18 protein-coding genes are annotated in these 20,351 nt (G+C 60.1%); 5 read left to right on the top strand and 13 right to left on the bottom strand.

The window, feature by feature from the left end; all coding sequences use genetic code 11:
* Positions 1-41: 41 nt before the first annotated feature.
* The 5 genes from BGE01nite_RS03095 to BGE01nite_RS03075 form a co-directional block, all read right to left on the bottom strand.
* Entirely contained in the window at positions 42-1,064 is a 1,023-nt protein-coding gene (locus tag BGE01nite_RS03095) for a WD40 repeat domain-containing protein (RefSeq protein WP_170266555.1), read from the bottom strand.
* 102 nt (positions 1,065-1,166) lie between these two features.
* Positions 1,167-2,759 carry an ATP-binding response regulator gene (locus tag BGE01nite_RS03090; protein ID WP_146848801.1) on the bottom strand — a complete coding sequence of 531 codons (1,593 nt, stop codon included), beginning with the start codon at positions 2,757-2,759 and terminating at the stop codon, positions 1,167-1,169.
* Positions 2,756-4,966, bottom strand: a complete 2,211-nt coding sequence (locus BGE01nite_RS03085) for an ATP-binding protein (protein WP_146848800.1) — start codon at positions 4,964-4,966, stop codon at positions 2,756-2,758. The genes BGE01nite_RS03090 and BGE01nite_RS03085 overlap by 4 nt, the downstream gene beginning before the upstream one ends.
* Complete coding sequence (locus tag BGE01nite_RS03080) at positions 4,963-5,544, bottom strand: biliverdin-producing heme oxygenase (protein ID WP_170266554.1); 582 nt, start codon at positions 5,542-5,544, stop codon at positions 4,963-4,965. The genes BGE01nite_RS03085 and BGE01nite_RS03080 overlap by 4 nt, the downstream gene beginning before the upstream one ends.
* A gap of 191 nt (positions 5,545-5,735) precedes the next feature.
* Entirely contained in the window at positions 5,736-7,058 is a 1,323-nt protein-coding gene (locus BGE01nite_RS03075; RefSeq protein ID WP_170266553.1) for a pectate lyase, read from the bottom strand.
* Between the two features lie 259 nt (positions 7,059-7,317).
* Here BGE01nite_RS03075 and BGE01nite_RS03070 point away from each other — a divergent pair, with 259 nt between their 5' ends.
* Positions 7,318-7,908 (top strand): EF-hand domain-containing protein, encoded by a 591-nt coding sequence (locus BGE01nite_RS03070; RefSeq protein WP_146848797.1) that lies wholly within the window; start codon positions 7,318-7,320, stop codon positions 7,906-7,908.
* A 122-nt stretch (positions 7,909-8,030) separates the two neighbouring features.
* Here the strand turns inward: BGE01nite_RS03070 and BGE01nite_RS03065 are convergent, their stop codons facing one another.
* Complete coding sequence (locus BGE01nite_RS03065; protein ID WP_146848796.1) at positions 8,031-8,396, bottom strand: cupin domain-containing protein; 366 nt, start codon at positions 8,394-8,396, stop codon at positions 8,031-8,033.
* Between the two features lie 73 nt (positions 8,397-8,469).
* On the opposite strand from BGE01nite_RS03065, the gene BGE01nite_RS03060 reads away from it, so the two are divergent.
* Entirely contained in the window at positions 8,470-10,380 is a 1,911-nt protein-coding gene (locus tag BGE01nite_RS03060) for a DUF1549 and DUF1553 domain-containing protein (protein WP_170266552.1), read from the top strand.
* A gap of 261 nt (positions 10,381-10,641) precedes the next feature.
* On the opposite strand, the gene BGE01nite_RS03055 is transcribed toward BGE01nite_RS03060, so the two are convergent.
* The 4 genes from BGE01nite_RS03055 to BGE01nite_RS03040 all read right to left on the bottom strand — a co-directional run bounded on the left by BGE01nite_RS03055 (position 10,642) and on the right by BGE01nite_RS03040 (position 13,458).
* Complete coding sequence (locus tag BGE01nite_RS03055) at positions 10,642-10,959, bottom strand: Dabb family protein (protein ID WP_146848794.1); 318 nt, start codon at positions 10,957-10,959, stop codon at positions 10,642-10,644.
* A 38-nt stretch (positions 10,960-10,997) separates the two neighbouring features.
* Positions 10,998-11,372 (bottom strand): NADH-quinone oxidoreductase subunit A, encoded by a 375-nt coding sequence (locus BGE01nite_RS03050; RefSeq protein ID WP_146848793.1) that lies wholly within the window; start codon positions 11,370-11,372, stop codon positions 10,998-11,000.
* Positions 11,373-11,566: 194 nt separating this feature from the next.
* A complete protein-coding gene (locus BGE01nite_RS03045; protein ID WP_246145654.1) occupies positions 11,567-11,890 on the bottom strand; it encodes a hypothetical protein in 324 nt (107 codons plus the stop codon).
* A 257-nt stretch (positions 11,891-12,147) separates the two neighbouring features.
* On the bottom strand, positions 12,148-13,458 hold the full coding sequence (locus tag BGE01nite_RS03040; protein WP_146848792.1) for a PQQ-binding-like beta-propeller repeat protein: 1,311 nt from the start codon (positions 13,456-13,458) through the stop codon (positions 12,148-12,150).
* Between the two features lie 123 nt (positions 13,459-13,581).
* Here BGE01nite_RS03040 and BGE01nite_RS03035 point away from each other — a divergent pair, with 123 nt between their 5' ends.
* A complete protein-coding gene (locus tag BGE01nite_RS03035; protein ID WP_146848791.1) occupies positions 13,582-15,429 on the top strand; it encodes a GDSL-type esterase/lipase family protein in 1,848 nt (615 codons plus the stop codon).
* Between the two features lie 31 nt (positions 15,430-15,460).
* Here the strand turns inward: BGE01nite_RS03035 and BGE01nite_RS03030 are convergent, their stop codons facing one another.
* On the bottom strand, positions 15,461-16,399 hold the full coding sequence (locus tag BGE01nite_RS03030; protein WP_246145653.1) for a hypothetical protein: 939 nt from the start codon (positions 16,397-16,399) through the stop codon (positions 15,461-15,463).
* Positions 16,400-16,600: 201 nt separating this feature from the next.
* Here BGE01nite_RS03030 and BGE01nite_RS03025 point away from each other — a divergent pair, with 201 nt between their 5' ends.
* Entirely contained in the window at positions 16,601-16,873 is a 273-nt protein-coding gene (locus BGE01nite_RS03025) for a type II toxin-antitoxin system Phd/YefM family antitoxin (protein ID WP_146848790.1), read from the top strand.
* Positions 16,870-17,193, top strand: coding sequence for a type II toxin-antitoxin system RelE/ParE family toxin (locus BGE01nite_RS03020; protein ID WP_146848789.1), 324 nt, complete (start codon positions 16,870-16,872; stop codon positions 17,191-17,193). The genes BGE01nite_RS03025 and BGE01nite_RS03020 overlap by 4 nt, the downstream gene beginning before the upstream one ends.
* Before the next feature lie 51 nt (positions 17,194-17,244).
* Here the strand turns inward: BGE01nite_RS03020 and BGE01nite_RS03015 are convergent, their stop codons facing one another.
* Complete coding sequence (locus BGE01nite_RS03015) at positions 17,245-17,895, bottom strand: YbjQ family protein (RefSeq protein WP_146848788.1); 651 nt, start codon at positions 17,893-17,895, stop codon at positions 17,245-17,247.
* Positions 17,896-17,917: 22 nt separating this feature from the next.
* Positions 17,918-20,317 carry a phenylalanine--tRNA ligase subunit beta gene (gene pheT / locus BGE01nite_RS03010; protein WP_146848787.1) on the bottom strand — a complete coding sequence of 800 codons (2,400 nt, stop codon included), beginning with the start codon at positions 20,315-20,317 and terminating at the stop codon, positions 17,918-17,920.
* Between the last annotated feature and the right edge of the window lie 34 nt (positions 20,318-20,351).

Genomic DNA, 20,351 nt, shown 5'->3' with positions numbered 1-20,351 from the left:
CAGCGTCAGATGCAGCCTCGCGCATCACATCACGGCCGGCTTCACCTGCCTTTGGGCGGAGCGAAATTCACCGACAGCAGACGGATCGTGTTGTCCCCTGTCATCCTCCGTAACGACGGCGTGATCGTCGTGTCAAGATAGTGCCCTCCACCGATCGCGAGCCATTTGCCATCCGGGCTGAAGGCCAGGCTGGAAGTCTGCCCTGGAACGATGGTCAGCGTCTCCTTCAAGGCGCCTGTGGCCGGATCAAAGAACTCCACGACTCCACTGGCACCCGCAGCGGCGATCCGACGTCCATCTGGAGACCAGGCAACCGCATCCAAAGCACCCGCCTTGGTGGTCAGTTTGCTGACCGGGGTACCGGCCTTGAGTTCAGCCACGTTCACCAGGGACGGCCTGGCGACTGCCACCATGCTGCCATCCGGGCTGCATTCGAGAGCGATCACATCACCACCCTGAAGCGGCAGGGAGACATCGTGCGTCATCTGGCCGGGCGGGAAATGCAGCAGGGATGTACTGCTGACGAGCAGTCCACCGGAAGGCGTGAAGGCGATGTTCCCCACCGGACCGTTTTCTGGTATCTTCAGTCTTCCAGTCTCCTGCAGAGTGGAGGTGCTGAAGATTTTCACGGCTGTGGATCCCACTTGAACAGCCACCGTTTTTTCGTCCGGGCTCAGCAGTGCCCTCGAGTTATAGCTTTGGGGATCGGAGAGCCGGCTGAACTTGTCCTGAACCACTCCCGAGGGCAGTTTACCAATGACGACGCCATCGTTCACACAGGCGATGTATCTGGCGCCCTTTTCAAGCACGCCCAGCGAGCGGATGAAGTTGCCGGCGACATCGAAGGATTTGACGGACGTTTTGCGCCCAGGTTTCCAAACACAGATATTGCCTTCCCAGTCACCGCTATAGAGCAGACCATCCGGTGTCCAGACCAGCTCTGTGATCGCGCCTGGAGAAGCGCGCGTCAGCTCTGTGCGTGATAACGGGATGGTTTGCGGGCCCTGCGCCACCGAGCTGGAGGGAATGAGGCAGGTGACCAGCGTCAGAAGACCGGCAGCCAAAGTGAATGAACGGATAGCGCGAGAGTGGCGAGTAACGGCAGGCATGGAGAATCCATGGCTTCTGACAGGCGCCTCCGCTTTTGGAAAGACTTTTTCCCGACCTCACGAAGCAATCAAAGTCTGCAACGCCTGCAGCAGGCGCTGCACGTCCACGGGCTTCGTCAGATGCTGGTCAAAGCCGGCGGCGAGAGAGCGCTGCACATCACTGTCCTGCCCGTAGCCGCTGATGGCCACGGCAGGCACAGGACGCATCTTGGAGATCTGCTCCATGAGCTCGATGCCGCTCGCATCCGGCAGGCCGAGGTCACTGACCACGCAGTCGATGGGATGCGCCTGGAAAAGCTCCAGCGCCTTGCGCACGGTGGAGGCCACATGCACGTGGTAGCCGCGCGCGGTGAGGATGCGCCGGAGGACGGAGGCGCTGTCCAGATGGTCCTCCACCAGCAGGATGGTGATGCCTGCGGGGATGGCATGAGCTGCCGGGGCGGGTGCGCTCGTTGTCTGTGCCGTGTTTCGAGATTCACCTCCCAAAGGCAGACGCACCGTGAACACGGCGCCGCTGCTCTCCACGCGGTTCGCGGCGCCGATGCGGCCGCCATGCGCGGCCACGAGCGCCTTCGAAATGGCGAGGCCGAGCCCCAGGCCGCCGAACTTCTTGGTGACCTCCGAATTGCCCTGCTCAAAAGCATCAAAGATCCTCTCCACGCCCGTGGTGGGCAGGCCGATACCGGTGTCCGCGACCTCGATCTCCACCATGTGGCCAGCCTTGCGCGTGGTCACAATGATCACCCCGTCGTCCGGGGTGAACTTGATGGCATTCTTCAGCAGGTTCCAAAACACCTGCTGGATGCGCGCAGGATCCGCATGGAGCTGGATGGTGTCCTTGGTCAGGTTCCAATCCAGACGGATGCCTTTGGCCTGGCGCTCGGAATCACAGGCCTCCGCCGAGTGCTTGAGCACCTCGTGCAGGTCCATGGAGCGCGTGTGAATCTGCAGCTTCCCGCTGGTGATGCGCGTGATGTCCAGCAGGTCGTCGATGAGCCTGGCCTCGACCTCCACATTGCGCCGGATCATGGCGAAGGTCTCCTTGAAGTCCTCCATGCTGAAGTCTGTGAGATCAGTCTGGCTCACCACGGCCAGCACCGGTGTCAGCGGTGTGCGCAGCTCATGCGACAGCGTGGCAAAGAAGCGGTCCTTCTGCGCATTCGCATTCTGCGCCTCCCTGAACAGGCGCTCCATCTCACGCCGCTGCTCCTCCAGCAGGCGCTCGGCATTGGCACGATAGATGGCGGACTCGATGCTGCGCTGCAGCAGCTCAGGATTCAGATGGTCTTTCGAAAGGTAGTCCTGCGCACCGGTCTTCATCACCTCCACGGCGATCCTTTCGCTTCCCGTTCCGGTGAGCATCACCACGGGATAGGTCTTCGGGCCGCCAATGATGCTCAGCGCATCGAGAAAGTGCAGGCCGGTACCGTCATGCAGGTGATAGTCTAACAAAATGCACTGCGGCTTGTATTCCAGCACACGCTCGATGGCACCATCCACCGAATTATGCTCTAGAAACTCATAGCTGCTGTTTCCCACCCGTGCGAGATGCCGCCGGCAGGTCTCGCGGTCGATGGCGTTGTCATCGAGCAGCATGATGCGCAGAGGTGCCGGGCTCGCCGAGTCCGTGGAAGCTGACGGTTCAATCATAGAGCGGGCTGAAGTTGAAAATAGAAAGTGCTGCCTTCACCAAACTTGGACTCGAGCCAGACGCGTCCGCCATGCCGCTCGACCACATTCTTCACAATGGTGAGGCCTGCACCTGTGCCGCCACCATACTCATCATGCGCATGCAGGCGCCGGAAGATGCGAAAGATCACCTCGAAGTGCTTCTCGCGGATGCCGATGCCGTTGTCCCGAACATAAAACGTGACCGGAGCATTGGGCTCCTCAATGGCGCCGATCTCAATCCATCGGCCATCGCGCACGGTGTATTTGAGCGCGTTCGTGAGCAGATTGGCAAAGACCTCGCGAGTAAGCACCGGATCACAGGAGATCACGGGCAGCGGGCGTGGGCGGCGGATCTCTGTACCCTTCTCCCTGATCAGGGATTCCAGGCTTGCCAGCACGTCATTCACCACGGTGTCCACGTTCACCGTCCGCGTGGAAATCTCCATGCGGCCGATGTTCGAATAAGTGTTCAGCACATCGATCAGTTCCTTCGATTGTGTCACCAGCGCGTCCATCGTGCTCAGCTTGCGCAGAGCCTCGGAGGAGAACTCGAGCTGATGATCCTCACGGAGAAAGCGCAGGTAGTTTTGCAGGTTGCGCAGCGGCTCACGCAGGTCGTGTGAGGCGATGTGGGCAAAGGAATTCAGGTCCGTGTTACGGCGCTCCAGCTCCACATTTTCACTGAGCAGAGTCTGGGTGCGGCGCAGCACCAGCGCATTGATGGCCTGCATCAATTCACGTGCCCCTTTGCGCTCCGCCTCACCCCAGGGCAGCGCCTGGCCGGTCACGGTTTGCTGCCAGGCCGCGAATGACTTTCTCGGCGTCAGACGCTCATTCGGATCCGCAGGCTTGTCCGGCTGGCCCGCCCAGACCACAGTCTGCACGACCTCCGGCCGGAACCATAACAAATAATGCGGTTCCACGCGTGAGAGCTTCACCGCCAGCAAGCCGCTGGCGGATTCATGAAACTCCGCCGCAGGTGCATACATCTGCGAAAGCGCATCCGTCTCGAGGATCGGGTTCAGCTCCTTCGTCTGCAGCCATTCGATCAGCTTCTTCACCTGTTCTTCGGATGGCGTGGCACCCAGCAGTGTCGTCTGGGCGTTCACATGCACGGCGGCGGCGGTGGCGCCCATGAACCGGAGCAGTTGAGGTGTGTACTTCACCAGCGCATCCAGCACGTTCTTTTCACCTGAGATGACATCAAAGAACTGTGACTGGATCTCCGTGGCCTGCACAAACTGCGAGAGCAGTTCCGCCTCCTGCCGCGCAGCGATCTGGAATGACACAACCTGACCGAAGATCTCCAAAATGGCACGAATGCCATACGGCAGCAGCCTCGGCTGGCTGTGATGACAGGCGATGAGCCCCCAGAGCCTTCCGTCAACAATCACAGAGATCGACATCGACGCTGCCACATTCATGTTCCGCAGATACTCCAGATGGATGGGCGAGACGCTGCGCAGCGAGACAAAGCTCATGTCCAGCGGCTTCCCCGTGCCCGGGTTCAGCACGGGCTCCACCGGCACTGGCTTGTAGGAGGAGTCCGGGATGAGGCGCAACCAACTTTGACGATAAAGTTCCCGCGCCTGCACCGGGATATCCGTGGCCGGGAAGTGCAGGCCCATGTAGGAGTCCACCGGCGCGCTCAGATGCTCCGCCACCACCTGGCCATGCCAGTCCGCATCAAAGCGATACATCATCACCCGCTCGAAGCCGGTGATCTCGCTGACAAACCTGGCGGCCCGCTCATGTTGGGCAGTCAGATCCGGCGCGGCCTTCATGTCCGCGAGCGCCTGCTGCAGCATGCGGTGGAAATGTGCATCGTTCGGGCCCGCTGCTTCAAATTCCACGATCAATCCCGCCTCAGTCTTCTGCACAGAAACGTCGAAACGCTTCCCGCCGATCTCCATGGTGACTGGCGAGGTCGGCATGCCTGCATCCGCGAGCGCCAGCTTCAGCGCTTCCGCCGTCGACACCGAGGCTTCCACCAGCTTTCGCCCAACCAAATTGGCGAAATCACCACCCAGGAAACCGCCGCAGTTGGCGCTCGCCTGCAGGCAGGTCAGATCGCTCTCGCTCAGCACAAGCAATGCGCCATGCGGCTGGATCGAACCCGGGATGTGGATCGGTTCTCGGCTGCACGCATCGAGCTGCGTGGCGCTCACGGGATCAGGCTGGCTCATCGTGGACGGGCGAGCCAGGCGCTCAGTGTGTTGAAGGTTTCGACGGCCTGCGGCACCATCATCTCGGCCTCGGTATCGGCGAACTCGCTGAGCATCGCGCAGAACTCGCGCCAGCGTGCGCCCACCTGATCACCATAGCTGGCGAAGTAGTGGCGCGCGTCTTCAGGAATGTCCGTTTTCGCCAGCACACCCAGGATATGCCGGCCACCCAGCGTGGAGCCTTCCACCACGTAGGCACAGCCAAAGGCTTCCTCCAGGCTCTCCGGTCGCGGCAGGTTCGTGCATCTCGGGAGCGCCTCGATCTCTGCTGCGGTGCGCCCGAGAGCGCGCAGATCCGCCAGCAGCATGCCAGCTTTGGCGCGCTCACCCCAGTCAAAGCCTCTCTCTTCCCAGCCTGAAATCTGCTGAAGACAGCTCTCCAACGGCTCCCAGAAGCCTAAAAAGTCCTCCAGAAGCTGCTCATAGGTCTCCCGTTTGCCACACACCTGGGGAATGTTGACCTGATCCTCAAGCTGGCGGTGCACCGTCGCCGTGGCGGCTCTGAGACGCGCGAGAGTTTCTGAAGTTGTCGAAGTCACGTGATCAAGAAGGCGCGAGACGCAAGTGGGGGGAAGGAGATGGAAAAACAGGATAAAGAGGCGTGTATTTAATGCGAGTCATCCCCCAAATCACTGAATCAGGAGATATCCTGATTCATTTATCGGGCGAAACCGCGCGCCTGGCTGTACGAATCACGCACGGCTGCACACTTTTGCCTTGGATGAGCAGATTACAAAGCATTGAGCCATACTTCAAGGTGGGTCCAGCCCTCCGGGTTGGTGTGCGCTGCATCCGCGGAGTCCATGGGGTTGAGCGCATGCGCCTTCTCCCAGACATCTGGCAGTCCATCGCCATCCGTGTCGGCTTCTGCCTCACCACCGCGCAGCACCGGCCAGGCATCCTCGGTGACGGTTTTGATCTGGCGACCAGTGCCGTCCTTCACTCCGGCGATGATGCGGGTGTCCACAGCATCGCGCTTGGGTTTGCTCGCACCGGCAATGGCAAGGGCGCGGGTGTGCGCGGCAGAAGCGGTCAGCTTTTCAGCAGCCGGTTCAAAGGGCAGCGGCGTCTCCCGCATCACGATGGTCGCGCCGGGGCGCACGATGAGGAGCTCGGACTGGAACTCGATGGGTTGCGGGGGCTGATGAGCCTGATTGCCATCCAGGAAGAGCTCTGCCACCGCACCACTGTAGACGGAGAAGGCGCTGGTGCGATAGGCGGTGGAGGTGTCGGCGCCGGGCTTGAGGTAGTTGCCGGTGTAGTTCATGGCGATGCGCTCCGGCGCATCCGCCTTGCCGCTCCCGGTGTAACCAGCACCGGAGGACCAGTTAAAGAGCGTGTTCCCACGGAACTCGATGCGCGGCCCCGGATCGTCCGCATGACCTGCGACAGCTTGATAACCGCTCGCGCGCGGATTGCGGTCGCGGTTATGCGCATAGACATTGTGCAGAAAGGAGATGCTGCCACGATAACAACCGATGATGGAGCCAAGTCCATGCGTGGGCAGCGCCTCAGCGATGAGGCAGTGCTGCACGGTGATGCGGTCCGAATCGTTCGTGACAGAGAGGCATTCATCCGTGCTCCAGGTGGCGGAGCAGTGGTCCACAATCACGTCTTTGGTGTCCCAGATGGTGAGCGCATCCATCTCGCTGGCTTGTGATGTTTTGTCACCAGGACGGCAACGTAGATAACGAACGATGACATCATGAGTCTGCCCGATCTGCAGCTCATAGTTCTTCAGGCAGATGCCATCACCTGGCGCGGTTTGTCCGGCGATGGTGATAAAGGGTTCACGAATGCGCAGAGGTGTCTTCAGTTCGATCGTGCCTGAGACACGGAAGATCACCGTGCGCGGACACCTCGTCTCCACAGCGGCGCGCAGGCTTCCCGGCCCGCTGTCATCCAGATTCGTCACAGCAATGACCTCCCCACCACGGCCACCCTTGGCCCACATGCCAGCGCCTTCAGCCCCTGGAAAAGCAGGCAGGCGCGGCGCTTCCGCCAGACAAAGGCCAGCGGTGAGAAGAGAGCTTAGCAGCAGAGAGAATCGCATGGTCTCCAACCAACGCATCTCACCGGGAGGATATTGACAGCGTTTTGAATGCCAGTGCGAGTGCCAAATGCCATTCCCCCTGTTCTCCATGCGCAGTTCATGGCCGAGCCTTAAGGCCGTGCGCTGGTTGGCAGGTCAGGCTCACGCAGAGCGGAGGTTCTCCTGCGGCCAAACCCATGAGTACCATCGAACCTTCGCCGTCAGAACGGACGACGACGTCCCAAACCTAACCAATAAACAAACCAAACCAGACTAGATCATGAAACGCACACTTACCACCATGGCCGCGCTGCTGGCCCTCACACTCACGGCAGCTGCCCAGTCCGGCGGCTCCGGCACCTCCCGCGTCGGAGGCATTCCTGGCTCCAGCAACGTGGACACGAACACCGCAGGCGGCTCGCTGAATGTGGCCAATCCTGACCAGCGCCAGACCTTCGCGGAACTGGACAGCAACAAGGATGACATTTTGAGCAAGGAAGAGCTGTCCCGCATGCGCGGAGACAACGACGCCAACAAGCTTCTGATCCAGAAGTCGGACCTCAATTCCGATGGCAGCCTGAGCAAGGACGAATTTGCCAGCCTGCCCGCCAATGACCGCAATGCCGCCAACGCGCAGAGCAACAGCAACAATGCGGATGCCCGCAATAACGACAGCAAAAAGCCCGATGCCCAGAACAACCGTCCTGATGCACGCAGCAATAACGACAACCGCGAGAACAACAGCAACAAGGACAAAAATACCAACGCCAAGCCGGACACCCAAAACTCCAGCAAGCCCAACTCAGGTGCCGCAGGCTCACCCGGCGCCACCACCAGCGGCAACGGCGGCCAGGTCCCCAGTCCCAACTAATCAGACCTAACCAACGATGTCCTGTCATCCGCCGTGCCCGCAGCCTGCGAGCACGGCGGCTTCGTTTTCACACGTACGTTGTTCACGCTTCAGCGTGTCAATGAAGCCACGAAGACCACAAGTTATCCGCCCTCAAACTCCGTCTCCCGGTCCGACGAGGAAAAGCAGATCACCATCTCCGCATCCACCTCATCTAGCGCCCGCGCATTGTGCCACTCACCCGCGGGAATCGAGATCGTGTCTCCAGGCTTCAGCACGAAGCTTTCACCTCCCAGCGAGTGCTCGATGCGCCCCGAAAGCAGGTGCAGGATCTCGTCACAGTTTGGATGCCGATGCCGCGGATTCGTCTGCCCCGCCGGAATGATCACGCGGCCAAAGGTCATCGTCGTGGAGTTGCCTAGCTCACGGGAGGCCAGCCAGGTGAGCCTGCCCCAAGGCTGGTCGAGAAGCCGGCCTTCAGCCAGAGTGCGGACGGGTGTGGAGGTCATCAGATCTCATACGTCGCTTGCAGGCTGGTTTAAAGAACCCGCTCTCCTGCGCCGTAGAATACATTCACACCTCATGGCGGCGTCTTCCCGGCTCTCCCTCACCCCCGTCCTCCTGGCTTTGCTGGGAGTCGTGGCGCAACCCTGCGCTGCCTCGGAGGAGAAGGCGCCCGCCGGCCCTCACTGGGCCTTCATCGCGCCGGTGAAGCCTGAAGGCGCGCGGTCGATCGACCAGCTCCTGGCCAAGGCCCGCCGTGAGCACGGTCTCGTGCCCCAGGCACCCGTGGAGCCCAGCCTCTGGCTGCGCCGTGTCTATCTGGACCTGGCCGGCCTGCCCCCCACGCTGGAGGAGCTCAAGGCTTTCTCCGCCAGTGATTCCCCCGCCACGCGCCGCCGCATCATCGACCAGCTGCTTTCTTCACCGCATCATGGCGAGCGCTGGGGCCGCCACCTCATGGATGTCTGGCGCTACAGCGACTGGTACGGACTCGGTGCGCAGCTGCGCTACAGCCAGAAGCACATGTGGCACTGGCGTGACTGGATCGTCGAATCCCTGAACGAGGACAAAGGCTATGACGTGATGGTGCAGCAGATGCTCGCCGGTGATGAGATCGCCCCCGAGGATCCGCAGGTGCTGCGCGCCACCGGTTTTCTGGCGCGAAACTACTACCTCTTCAACCGCACCACCTGGCTCGATGACGTGATCGAGCACACCAGCAAGGCCTTCCTCGGCCTAACGATGAATTGCGTGAAGTGCCACACGCACAAGTATGACCCCATCCAACATGAGGAATACTACGCGATGCGGGCCATCTTCGAGCCCTATCATGTCCGGCTGGATGCCCTGCCCGGCCAGTCTGATTTGGAAAAGGACGGCCTGCCGCGCGCTTATGACCTGCACCTGGACCGCGTGACGAACATCCACCTGAAGGGTGACGAGAAGAACCTGGACACGTCCCATGCCGTCGTCCCGGCCGTCCCGGCGGCGATCGCCTTCAGACCTTTGGAGATCGTGCCTGTCAAACTCAGCCCCACCGCCGCGCAGTCCCAGCGTGGCAAGGCCAAGGTGCCCGTGGGTGATGCGAAGAAAAAGGAAACCCGTGAGGTGAGCTCCCTCAAAGCCCTCGACGGCCCGGATGAGACGGAGAAGACGCGCTTCCTCCCCTTCCCCGTGCAGAGTACCGGCAGGCGCAGCGCTTTCGCAAAATGGATCACGGATCGCCAGAACCCGCTCACCGCACGGGTGATTGTGAATCATCTTTGGTTACGCCATTTCGGCCAGGCGCTCTCCGCGAATGTCTTCGACTTTGGCAGGCAGGCGAAGAAGCCACCGCTGCAAGACGTGCTGGACTTCCTGGCCATCGAACTCATGGAAAACGGCTGGAGCCTCAAGCACATCCATCGCCTCATCGTCACCAGTGACGCTTATGCCATGTCCAGCAGCAACGCGCAGGCCGCAGACGTGAACCGTGAGCGCGACAAGGAAAACGAATACCTCTGGCGCATGAACCCAGTGCGGCTGGATGCGCAGATCCTGCGTGACAGCCTGCTGCACCTCTCCGGCACCCTCGATCCACGCCTGGGGGGACCCACGCTCGATCCCACCACCGGTGAAAAGCTCCGCCGCCGCAGTCTCTACTTCAACCAGACCCGTGACGAGTCGAACCTCTTCCTCGAGATGTTTGACAACGCCAACGTGCTCGACTGCTACCGCCGCGCCGAGAGCATCGTCCCGCAGCAGGCGCTTGCGCTCATGAATGCGCAGACCTCGCTGTCGTCCGCAGCCATCATCGCCAAACACTTCCACCAGCCGGAGGATGAAGCCTTCGTGCGCACTGCCTTCGAGGCCCTTCTCGCCACCGCACCTAACCAAGAAGAGGTCCAAATCTGCCTCGAAGCCCTCCATGAGCTCGGCACAGGTGAGAAAGCCCGCACGGCTTTCATTCACACCCTCTTGAATCACCACGATTTCATCACGGTGCGATAGACAACCTGATCCGGAGCTTCGCGCCAGCGTCCTGGAGTGCGCCGGCCCTCCGGCGCTTTCGAAGGCCTAACAAAAAGATTCGCGCAAGCCATCTGTGAAGATCAATTGAGGTCCGTTCGCCTTCAGAAATTCACAAGATCACTCGCTTCGTCGGAAAGCTCCAGAGGACTGGAGCACTCCAGGACGCTCCGCGACTTCGTCACTGGAGGAAGTTGCGCAAGCTTCCAGCTTGCATGCCCCGGGTAATTCACCGCCCTCACCTCAAGAGTACTTCACATCCTTCCGCGGCTCCATCTCAAACGCCGTGGACTCCTGGTCCGCGATGTTCGGCTTCAGCACCTCCTCACGGAACTTGATGTAGTGAGGGTCGTCCTGGCAGATGGCCAGCTTGTCCATGCTCTCGACCTCCAGATACACGAACCACGGAAACCGGTCGTTCGGGTTCACACGCTTGCCGGTTTTCACGGCCAGCACTTCCGGCACACGCAGCAGTTGCACCCGAGTGCGAAACATCATGTTCTCCAGGGCCTCCTCGGTGACCTCGGGCTTGAGCTGGTAGAGGCTCAGGTAGGCGATCATGCAGCGTGGGAGTTGAGGGCAGGACCGCCGGGAGACGATCAGTTCCTCCAGTTCAGCGCGCCTTTGCGCCAGGCGTAGACGAAGGCCACACCGAGAATGGACACAAAGCTGAGCGCTGAGAAGAAAATGCCCGCGCCATGAGCGGCGATGTAATCTTTATAGATCACCGACCAGGGATAAAGAAACACGACCTCGATGTCGAAGAGCACGAAGAGCATCGCCACGATGTAGAACTTCACGCTGAAGCGCGGCTGGCCCTCCTGCAGCGGCAGCATGCCGCACTCATAGGAGCTGTCCTTGATGGCGGTGCGCTTCGCGGACCTGCCAACAAGCACGGAAATCAAAAGCGTGACCGCGGCAAAGCCACTGGCGATGACGATCTGAAGCAGGACGGGCAGGTAGTTCTCGAGCATGAGAGAAAGGGGGACTGAAAGCGGCGGAGAAGTAGCCGAGGGCCGGGAAACCGTCAAATCCCGAAACAAACCCGCTGATGGACCCTTTTTAGGCGTCTTCGGCCTTCAGGAGGTGTCCGAGGCACCATCCCGGAAAACACAACGGGCCGTCTCCCGATGAGGAGACGACCCGTAAATGGTTAAGGAAGTAAAGATCAACGGGCAGCCACGGCAGCCGTACGGGCTGCAATGGTGGCCTGGTGGGACTCACGCAGACCTGGAAGACCGCGGTAGGTCTTGCCAGCCTTGGCACAAAGGCCTCGGCTAACCAGACCTTGCAGCTTCTCATAAGAACGGAGACGGAGCATTTCCTCCCCACCGCTCACGGCATTTTTAAGCTTCAGATTGTCGTAAACCAGTTTGAAGAGCTGGTTGAACTCGAGGGTATCCCCATTGCCGAGGACGTTTACCAGTTCGTCAGTTACATGATCAGGAACGCGACGGGAGAAACGAGTTTTACGGGTCGGTGTCGTAGCCATAGAGGATAGTAGTGTAACACAACACAGACCCCTTGGCGAAAGGTTTATGATCTTTGTGCGGATTTTTATCCGTCGCTAAAGAAGACTCCGGGATTTCTGCCAATCCAAAGTTGACACCGCAATGCCCGAACCAGCGATGTATTCACATTGCATTTGCAACTTCTAGTTATCGGAATCCCCGAACCATCTTTTTGGCAAAAATGACGGCCGGACTCATCCATCTTGTCAGAAGTTTGTCTGTCAATAACCCCGCTAGGCTATTTCGTGGCGATCTTGAAAAGCTGCTTTTTCGTCCGGATGAACAAGGCCCCCTCCGCCACGGCGGGTGAGGCCGTCATCGCATCCGGCAGCTTGTTCTCCGACAGCACCTCGAACTTGTCCGCGGCCTTGATCACATGAGTATCACCCCGGTCATTGCTGAAATAAATACGGTCTCCCGCCACGATGGGTGAGGGCAGGTGCTGGCCAGGAAAGCGGTCCTCCCACACGTCTTCACCCGTGAGCGGATTCATGCAGGTGACGATGCCCCCGCGTGTGATCTGATACAGCAGACCGCCCGCCAGCACAGGGCAGGACTCGCTCGCATTACGCTTCTCCCGGTCCCAGAGCACATGGCTTTCCGTGATGTCTCCCTTCATCTTGTCATCAATCCGAACCCCGATCGTGTGGGCTCGTTCGGACCCGGTGTTCAGGATCAGAACCTCCTTCAGCACCAGCGGGCGGATCGCGGCATTGAACCCTCCATGACGGATGGTCCACAGCTCCTTTCCAGTCGCCGCTTCATAACCAAAAGCAGCGCGAGACCCCACTGAGACGACGGTGTCGACTCCGCCCATGTTGAAAACGGATGGCGTGTGATAGGCCTTCCGCATATCACCATCGCGCGTCGGATGGCCTTCTTTGTCGAGGTCGCCGTAGTCGGTGGTGCGGTTCGTCTTCCACACCGTCTCACCCGTCTTTTTGTTCAGCGCTGTGACAAACTGTTCGTTAATCCCATCAAAGGTCAGGATGAGCAGGTCTCCATGCAGCAGAGGTGACGAGCCCGGGCCGCGATAGTGCCGCACATTGATGTCACGACGCTGCCACACCGTCTTGCCCGTCTGCGGGTCGATCCGCGCGGTGCCATACGTGCCAAAGTGCACATACAGCGCGTCTGCCTCCAGCACGGGAGATGGCGCGGCGTAGTTGTTCAGCGGATTGCCCAGCTCCTCAGGCGCGGGATTTTCAAAGACCAGGAGGTGATGCGCCACCTTCCCGGTCTGGCGGTCGATGCCGTAGACATACTGCTTGTCACCCTTTGGCGTCGCCGAGGTGAACCAGACACGGTCTCCACCGATCACGGGAGAGCTATGACCATCGTCCTCGAGATCGGTCTTCCACACGATGTTCTCACCCGTCTCCGAGTTCCATTTCAGCGGCACTTTCGCCGCTTCAGCCGCAGGCACCACGCCATCCAGGGTGGGGCCGTTTTTGTCCGGCCAGAAGAGAGGTGTCGTGGCCACCTGTCCGAAGAGGGAGAGGCTGCCAAAAGCCAGGCAGAGAGGAAGAACGAGGGCAGGGCGAAACATGGGGGTCAAGGTCACGGTCAGCGTAGCGACATTCTTTCGTGCTCATCAAACACAAAAATACGGCTCCACTCTTAACGCCCGGAGATTGGCGATTGTTTTCCATCCGATGCCCGTACAGGGAAAATGCGACTTCTTACCTTCGTCCTTGGATGGATCTGTGTCTCCCACGCCCTCTGCCAGGAGCCGCTGAAAATCGTGCTCGCCGGAGACTCCACGGTGGCCACGCAGAGCAACCCACCCAAGGATCGCCCCACACTCGCCGGTTGGGGGCAGATGCTGAACGAGTTCCTGCCCAAGATGAACGTCGTCAATCATGCGCGCTCTGGTGCCAGCACGAAGAGTTTCCGCACCCTGGGGCTGTGGGATCGCGTGCTGAAGGAAAAAGGCCAGTGGGTGCTCATCCAGTTCGGTCACAATGATCAAAAGATGCAGGATCCAGCGCGAGGCACCGATCCAGCTACGACCTATCGTGACAACCTGAAGGCTTTCATCCTTGAGGTACGTGGCACCGGTGGCAAGCCCGTGCTCATCACCTCCGTGGCGCGCCGCGTGTATGAGAACGGCAAGCTCACCACCACGCTCACCCCCTATGTCGAGGCTGCACTGGCCGTTGGGAAAGAGATGGAGGTGCCGGTGATCGACCTTCACCGTGCCAGCTTCGCCCTGTTTCAGCAGATGGGGGAAAAGTTCTGCCAGCTCTACGGACCGTCCGTGGAGGACCGGTCTCACTTCTCCAACGAAGGCGCGCGCATGATGGCACGCCTTGTGGCCGAGGGCATCGTGCGTGAGGTGCCGGAGCTGCGCGACTACGTCCGCCTCCAGCCACCACCACCCGCAGGCCTGCCGTATGAAGTGAAACTCACCACGGTGTCCAAAGGCTACGATGGCAAGACCTGCTGGGTGCATCCACGCGCAGGCGCCATCCCCGGCAAGACTCCAAGCGTGGTGCTGACGATGCAAAAGCTGCTGCTCACCGGCAGTGACATCTTCTACGCGCTCAACGACGTGCGCAGCGAAGACCTCGGCCAGACCTGGAGCGAGATCCGCGAGCACACGGACACTCTGGGCCGTCGAACCGAGGTCGATGGCACCATTGTCGCTGCTTGTGATTTCACGCCCAAGTTCCATGCGAAGTCCGGCAAGCTGCTCGGCATCGGCCACACCGTCCGCTACCAAGGGGATCGCGTGATCGAGAACCGCCCGCGTGAATCTTCCTGGTCCGTCTATGATGAAAAGACCCGCGCCTGGACACCCTGGACCACCCTTGCTCTGCCGAAGGAGCCCAAGTTCTACAATGCCGGCGCCGGCAGCGTGCAGCGCGTGGATCTGGAGAACGGCGACATCCTCCTGCCCATCTACGGCAAAGCTGAGGCCGACAAACACTACCGCGTCACCGTGCTGAGTTGCTCGTTCGATGGCACCACGCTGAAGTTCATCGAGCAGGGCAACGAACTCACCCTCGCCTCCGGCCGCGGAGTCTATGAGCCTTCGCTCATCCGCTGCGACGGACGTTTCTTTCTGACCCTGCGCAACGACACGGCGGGTTATGTCTGCACCAGTGAGGACGGCCTGCACTTCAGCGCCATCCAGCCTTGGAAGTTCGATGACGGAAGCGAGCTCGGGAACTACAACACGCAGCACCATTGGGTCACCCACAAGGATCGTCTCTACCTCGTCTACACCCGCAAAGGCGCGCACAATGACCACGTGTTCCGCCATCGCGCGCCGCTCTTCATGGCGGAGGTGGATCAGAAGACGCTCGCCGTGAAGCGCTCCACCGAAAACATCCTCATCCCCGAGCGCGGCGCACGCGTCTGCAACTTCGGCATCACCGAGGTCAGTGACAACGAAACCTGGGTCACCGTGGCCGAGTGGATGCAGACCCTGTCACCCAACATCGTCATCAAACCTGACAACGCCTTCGGGGCTGACAACAGCGTCTACGCGGCACGGATCTTGTGGAAGGATTGACGGAAGCTCCGTCAGTGTTCTCCGCATCTCCTCACCGTCCGCCCGAGTTCTGCTTGAAGTACTCGTCCCGCAGACGGCGGAGTTCCTGCAGGCGGTCCATGGTGGACTGCGTGTCACGCACCTTTTGCTGCTGCTGAGCCCTGACAAAGGGGTTGTTCGCGCCCAGGTTGCGCCACGGGCCCGCGGTTACCTCGGTCACATCCACAAAACGCCAGTCACAGCGGCCACCACTGCGCAGCCCGAGGTAGTCACGCACGGCGGGGGAGATGTCGATGCCCGCGCCATTGTTGCTCGTGTTTTTCGGGCGCGCATTGCCGAAGACGTACTCATGGTCGTCCGTGAGGAAGGGGCCGCAGTCCTCCCACTGCGCGTAACACACACGGTTGCCATAGCGGATGGCCAGCCACTGGCCATGCACCACACTGCGGCCGGAGCGGGTGAACTTCTGCTTGAACCACGGGATCACCCTGGAGGCCTCGTCCTTGTGCGAGTTGTAGTCCAGACAGTCGTTGTAAGGCAGCGCGATGTAGAAAGGATTCAGTCCGGGCGTGAAGGCCAGCGGGCAGAAATTCGTACCGCGCTTCGTCGGATCCGGATCATCATAACCGCCGAAGTTCTTCACCCATTCCGTGTCCCAGGAACTCTTGTCATTCGGCGTGGGATTGTTCTCCGCTGGCGCCTCGCCCACCCAGAAGACCGTGGCCACGATGTCCGTCTTCCACGGGTACTTCGCATAGCCCATGCGCGGCATGGTGGGTGTGTTGATCCTCGGTACATTGACCGCCGGTGCCGCCGGTGTGCTAGGCGCCTTAGTGTTAGAGGCCACCGTGGTCGTCTTGCCCTGCGAGGCGGCGGAAGCCCCCGAAGCACTCACCTTCGGCAGCGACTGCGCCAGCCCCATGCCACCCAGCACCAGGCACAGGGCTGGCAGCAGGATCACTGTCGAGCATGAGGCGGGTTTGAGGAGCATGCTGTTTCCGGGGAGGGGGCCGGGAGTTTACCTGATGAACCGCAGGGCAGGCAATCTCTAAAAACACCCGCACCCATGCAAAACCTCTGTTCGTCTGAAAAGGGGGACGAGCTGCTGTGGATGCCTCAGGCGGGATGGCAAGGGGGGAGCCACCCTCACACTAGCATTGGCGGAACATGAAATTTCATGTTATAAAAGGACATGATTCATCTTGATGACATCCAGCCCCTGAGTGCTTTTCAGCGGAACGCGAAGAGTTGCCTCAAGCGAGTGAACAAAACCGGCAAGCCGCAGGTGCTCACGGTTAATGGACGCGCCGAGGCCGTTTTGCTCGGCCGTGATGCCTATGCCAAGATGCAAGATGCGATCGAGGAGCTCTCTGCCATCAAGTCAGTCCAAATCAGCCTTCAACAAATGGCCGCTGGGAAGACCGTGTCTGCCAAGGTGGTGCATCAAAAGCTGCGGGAGCTATGAGCTACGAGGTCGAGTACACCCTGCAGGCTCAGAGTGAATTGGAGGAGGTCTACCGCTGGATCCAAATGCGGGCTCCCTTGTCGGCCATCCGCTGGCGTGAGGAAATCATCAGCAAGGTGGAATCGCTGTCGAGCTCGCCAGAGCGTCATCGACTCGCTTCTGAAAGCTCCCGGTTTCCCGCGGAGATACGCCAGTTACTCTTCCGCAAACGCCGGAGCCAGTTTCGCATCTTGTTCACCATCACCGGAGAACGTGTCGTCATCCTCTCGGTGCGACACCATTCTCGAAAGCCTCTGGAAGGTGGCGATCTGCCAGTTTGAGAGATCACACTGGCAGATCGCCACCAACAGGGCGTTTCCAACACTCTACCGTCAGGGAGCTGGATTCAAGCCCCCAAGGTAACTCAGTCGCCGCGCACTGGTTCTGAGGTTTTCGGACTCTGTCTGTAGTTCAGAGTTCACCACATGCGGATTGCGGAGTTTGATGGCCGTTCCCGTCATGCAAACCATCATCAATCCTCTTCCGGACCCTACCTCGGCGTAGTCGATGTCCGCGGCAAGAACCGCATCTCCACCGAGCTCGAGAGCCTTCATCCGCAAAATGGACTGGCACAGATCTTCACAAGCCTTGATCTTGGCATTGTAAGCTTTGGCTTGAGTGCCAAACAAATCCGCGAAAGTGGAGCTGATGTCCGTGAAAATGCTGGTTCCAAGTGTGCTCTGGGCCGTGACAAGCCCGATGGTCTGATACTCCCATCCTTGTGGGCTATGTGAACTCACCAGGGGCACAACATGGAGCCTGGACTGAAGATAGGCCGTGTGTTCCGCCTGCTCTTCGTTTCGCAGTTTCACACATTGCCACAGCACTGCATCACCACAATTGGTGCAGCGATAAGGAAATCTCGGCTCAGAATACTCATTGATCAGACGGTTGGTCGCGTCTGGCAGTTGGACATTGGCTTTCAGCACTCCGAAGTTTGAGAACTTGGAACCACACTGCGGACAGATGGTAGGCTCATTCATGGTCTGATCAGGCTTCGCAGCATCACCGCCTTACCACCACCGGCAAGGCCTTCTCCAGCGCGGCGACGATGCGGCTATGCGCGGCATCGACTTCGGCGGTTTCGAGGGTCTTGTCAGAGGCGCGATAGGTCAGGGTCCAGGCGAGGGACTTGCGATCCTTCGGAAGCTTGGTGCCGCTCGGGTCGGCAAACACGTCAAAGAGCGCGGTGCTGATGAGCAGAGGCTCTTTCACGCTGCCGAAGAAGGCGGTGACCTTGGCGTTCGAGACATCGGTGGAGAGCTCAAAGGCCACGTCGCGTGTGATCGATGGGAAACGCGGCAGATCCGTGAACTTCGCGGGACCAGCGCTGCCCTGGCGCAGCGCGCTGAGCAGAAGCTCCACGACATACACAGGCGTGCGGGCATCCAGCGCACGCGCACGAGCCGGATGCACCTGGGCGATCCAGCCAAGCACGCGGTTGCCAGCCTTCAGCTCGCTGTGAAGCAGGAAGGTTCCGTTGTCCTTCAGTGGCTTGATCTCCACACTGGAGACGCCTGGAAGGGACTCCACCAGACCGCGCAGGTCAAAAATGTCCGCGGCCTTCGGCTCGCGGGCATGCCAGGTGGAAGGTGCCACCGGGCCGCTGAGAAGAATGGCGAGACGTTCCTCTTCACGCACCATGCCGTTCGGCATCTTCAGGAACACACGGCCGATCTCAAACAAGCGCAGACGGTCGGCGCCCTGGCGCACGTTCAGCGCAGCGCTGGCCAGCAGACCTGGGACGATGCTTGGACGCAGCGTGGTGTGATCTTCAGAAAGCGGATTCTTCAGCGCGGCGAGACCACCGGTCGGATTGCCAAGAGCATCATTGGTTTGGCCGGTGGCGATGAGACGCAGCGTCTGCGCCTCATTGAAGCCACGGTTCGCCAGCGCCTGGCGGAGCTGCATGGCGTGATCGTAAATCTTGTCCGTGCCATCACCTTGCGCGAAGGCGGCGGTGAACTTCGCCGGCACACGGTCGAGACCGATCACGCGGGCGATCTCTTCCACCAGATCCACGCTGCGCAGGAGGTCGAGACGGTAGCTCGGAATGCTCCAGGTGCTGGCAGCCGCGTCACCGCTCTTCTTGATGAGGCCCAGCTTGCTGAGGATATCATGAGCCTCTTCCGTCTTGAGCTCGCTGATGCCGAGCAGCTTGTGCGCACGCACTTCATCCAGCACGACGTCGTTGACGAGTGTTGGCGCTTCACCCGCGACGCGGATTTCTGCCTCGGCGGTCCCGCCGGCGATTTCGAGAATGAGCTTTGTGGCGAGGTCACTGCCACCATGCACCTGCTGCGGGTCGATGCCGCGCTCAAAGCGGTAGCTGGAGTCCGAATGCAGGTTCAGACGACGCGCCGTGCGGCGCACCGTGGAAGGCGCAAAGTAAGCGGCTTCCAGAAGAATGTTCGTGCTGCCTTCAACGACACCGGTCTCCTCACCGCCCATGACGCCAGCGATGGCCACCGGACGCTGGCCATCCGTGATGACGAGGTCTTCGACTAACAAAGAATACTCCTGACCATCTAGAGCGAGGATCTTCTCACCCTCTTTCGCACGGCGCACGGCAATGCCGCCCTGCAGCTTGTCGAGGTCAAAGCAATGCAGCGACTGCCCCATTTCCATCATCACATAGTTCGTGATGTCGACGATGTTATTGATCGGACGCAGGCCGATGCTTTCGAGCCTTGTCTTGAGCCACTCAGGGCTCGGACCCACCTTTACACCTTTGATCACACGGGCCGTGTAGTAGGGGCAGCCTTCAGTATCTTCGAGCGCCACTTCATCCGCCTTCGCCGCACGTGCTGTGGAGGTCGTCTTGCGGTGATCGCGCTCACTCTTCAGCGACAATCCAGTGAGTGCGGCGAGTTCACGAGCCAGGCCAAGATGACTGAGAAGATCGGAACGGTTCGGCGTGATCTCGAGATCAAACAGCGTGTCGCTCTCGACGATCTGGTTGAGCGGCTTGCCCACCGGCAGGCCACCATCGAGGATCCACAGACCGCCGGTGTCTTCACCGATCCCGAGCTCCTTCGCACTGCACATCATGCCGTTGGACACAACACCGCGCAGCTTGCCTTCCGAGATCTGGAAACCACCCGGCAGGACCGCGCCTGGAAGCGCGAGCGGCACTTTGTCACCTGCTTTGAAATTCTTCGCGCCACACACAATCTGGCGCAGCGATCCGCTGCCATCATCCACCTGGCAGATGCTAAGCTTGTCCGAATTCGGAAGCGGCTCAAAGCTCTGGATCTGCGCCACGATCACTTTGTCAGACGAGACACCCTTCTCCTCAATGCCTTCCACCTCAATGCCCGCAAAGGTCAGAAGGTCAGACAATTGAGGGGTCGAGAAAGAACTCAGATCAAGGTGAGTCGAGAGCCAGTTGAGGGAGACTTGCATAGGGATTGGCGGGGCTTCTTTTTACAGGATTAAC

Origin of the sequence: Prosthecobacter gellanilyticus (assembly GCF_007992435.1) — a bacterium.
Classification (GTDB): Bacteria; Verrucomicrobiota; Verrucomicrobiia; order Verrucomicrobiales; family Verrucomicrobiaceae; genus Prosthecobacter; species Prosthecobacter gellanilyticus.
The sequence above is the reverse complement of the archived record's forward strand: the minus strand, read 5'-3'. Positions and strand labels throughout refer to the sequence as shown.

Bases quoted from the DNA above. Each gene is read 5' to 3' on its own strand.
- BGE01nite_RS03090 (WP_146848801.1), bottom strand. From the start codon at position 2,759: ATGATTGAACCGTCAGCTTCCACGGACTCGGCGAGCCCGGCACCTCTG.
- BGE01nite_RS03085 (WP_146848800.1), bottom strand. From the start codon at position 4,966: ATGAGCCAGCCTGATCCCGTGAGCGCCACGCAGCTCGATGCGTGCAGC.
- BGE01nite_RS03075 (WP_170266553.1), bottom strand. From the start codon at position 7,058: ATGCGATTCTCTCTGCTGCTAAGCTCTCTTCTCACCGCTGGCCTTTGT.
- BGE01nite_RS03070 (WP_146848797.1), top strand. From the start codon at position 7,318: ATGAAACGCACACTTACCACCATGGCCGCGCTGCTGGCCCTCACACTC.
- BGE01nite_RS03065 (WP_146848796.1), bottom strand. From the start codon at position 8,396: ATGACCTCCACACCCGTCCGCACTCTGGCTGAAGGCCGGCTTCTCGAC.
- BGE01nite_RS03060 (WP_170266552.1), top strand. From the start codon at position 8,470: ATGGCGGCGTCTTCCCGGCTCTCCCTCACCCCCGTCCTCCTGGCTTTG.
- BGE01nite_RS03055 (WP_146848794.1), bottom strand. From the start codon at position 10,959: ATGATCGCCTACCTGAGCCTCTACCAGCTCAAGCCCGAGGTCACCGAG.
- BGE01nite_RS03050 (WP_146848793.1), bottom strand. From the start codon at position 11,372: ATGCTCGAGAACTACCTGCCCGTCCTGCTTCAGATCGTCATCGCCAGT.
- BGE01nite_RS03045 (WP_246145654.1), bottom strand. From the start codon at position 11,890: ATGGCTACGACACCGACCCGTAAAACTCGTTTCTCCCGTCGCGTTCCT.
- BGE01nite_RS03040 (WP_146848792.1), bottom strand. From the start codon at position 13,458: ATGTTTCGCCCTGCCCTCGTTCTTCCTCTCTGCCTGGCTTTTGGCAGC.
- BGE01nite_RS03035 (WP_146848791.1), top strand. From the start codon at position 13,582: ATGCGACTTCTTACCTTCGTCCTTGGATGGATCTGTGTCTCCCACGCC.
- BGE01nite_RS03030 (WP_246145653.1), bottom strand. From the start codon at position 16,399: ATGCTCCTCAAACCCGCCTCATGCTCGACAGTGATCCTGCTGCCAGCC.
- BGE01nite_RS03025 (WP_146848790.1), top strand. From the start codon at position 16,601: ATGATTCATCTTGATGACATCCAGCCCCTGAGTGCTTTTCAGCGGAAC.
- BGE01nite_RS03020 (WP_146848789.1), top strand. From the start codon at position 16,870: ATGAGCTACGAGGTCGAGTACACCCTGCAGGCTCAGAGTGAATTGGAG.
- BGE01nite_RS03015 (WP_146848788.1), bottom strand. From the start codon at position 17,895: ATGAATGAGCCTACCATCTGTCCGCAGTGTGGTTCCAAGTTCTCAAAC.
- pheT (WP_146848787.1), bottom strand. From the start codon at position 20,317: ATGCAAGTCTCCCTCAACTGGCTCTCGACTCACCTTGATCTGAGTTCT.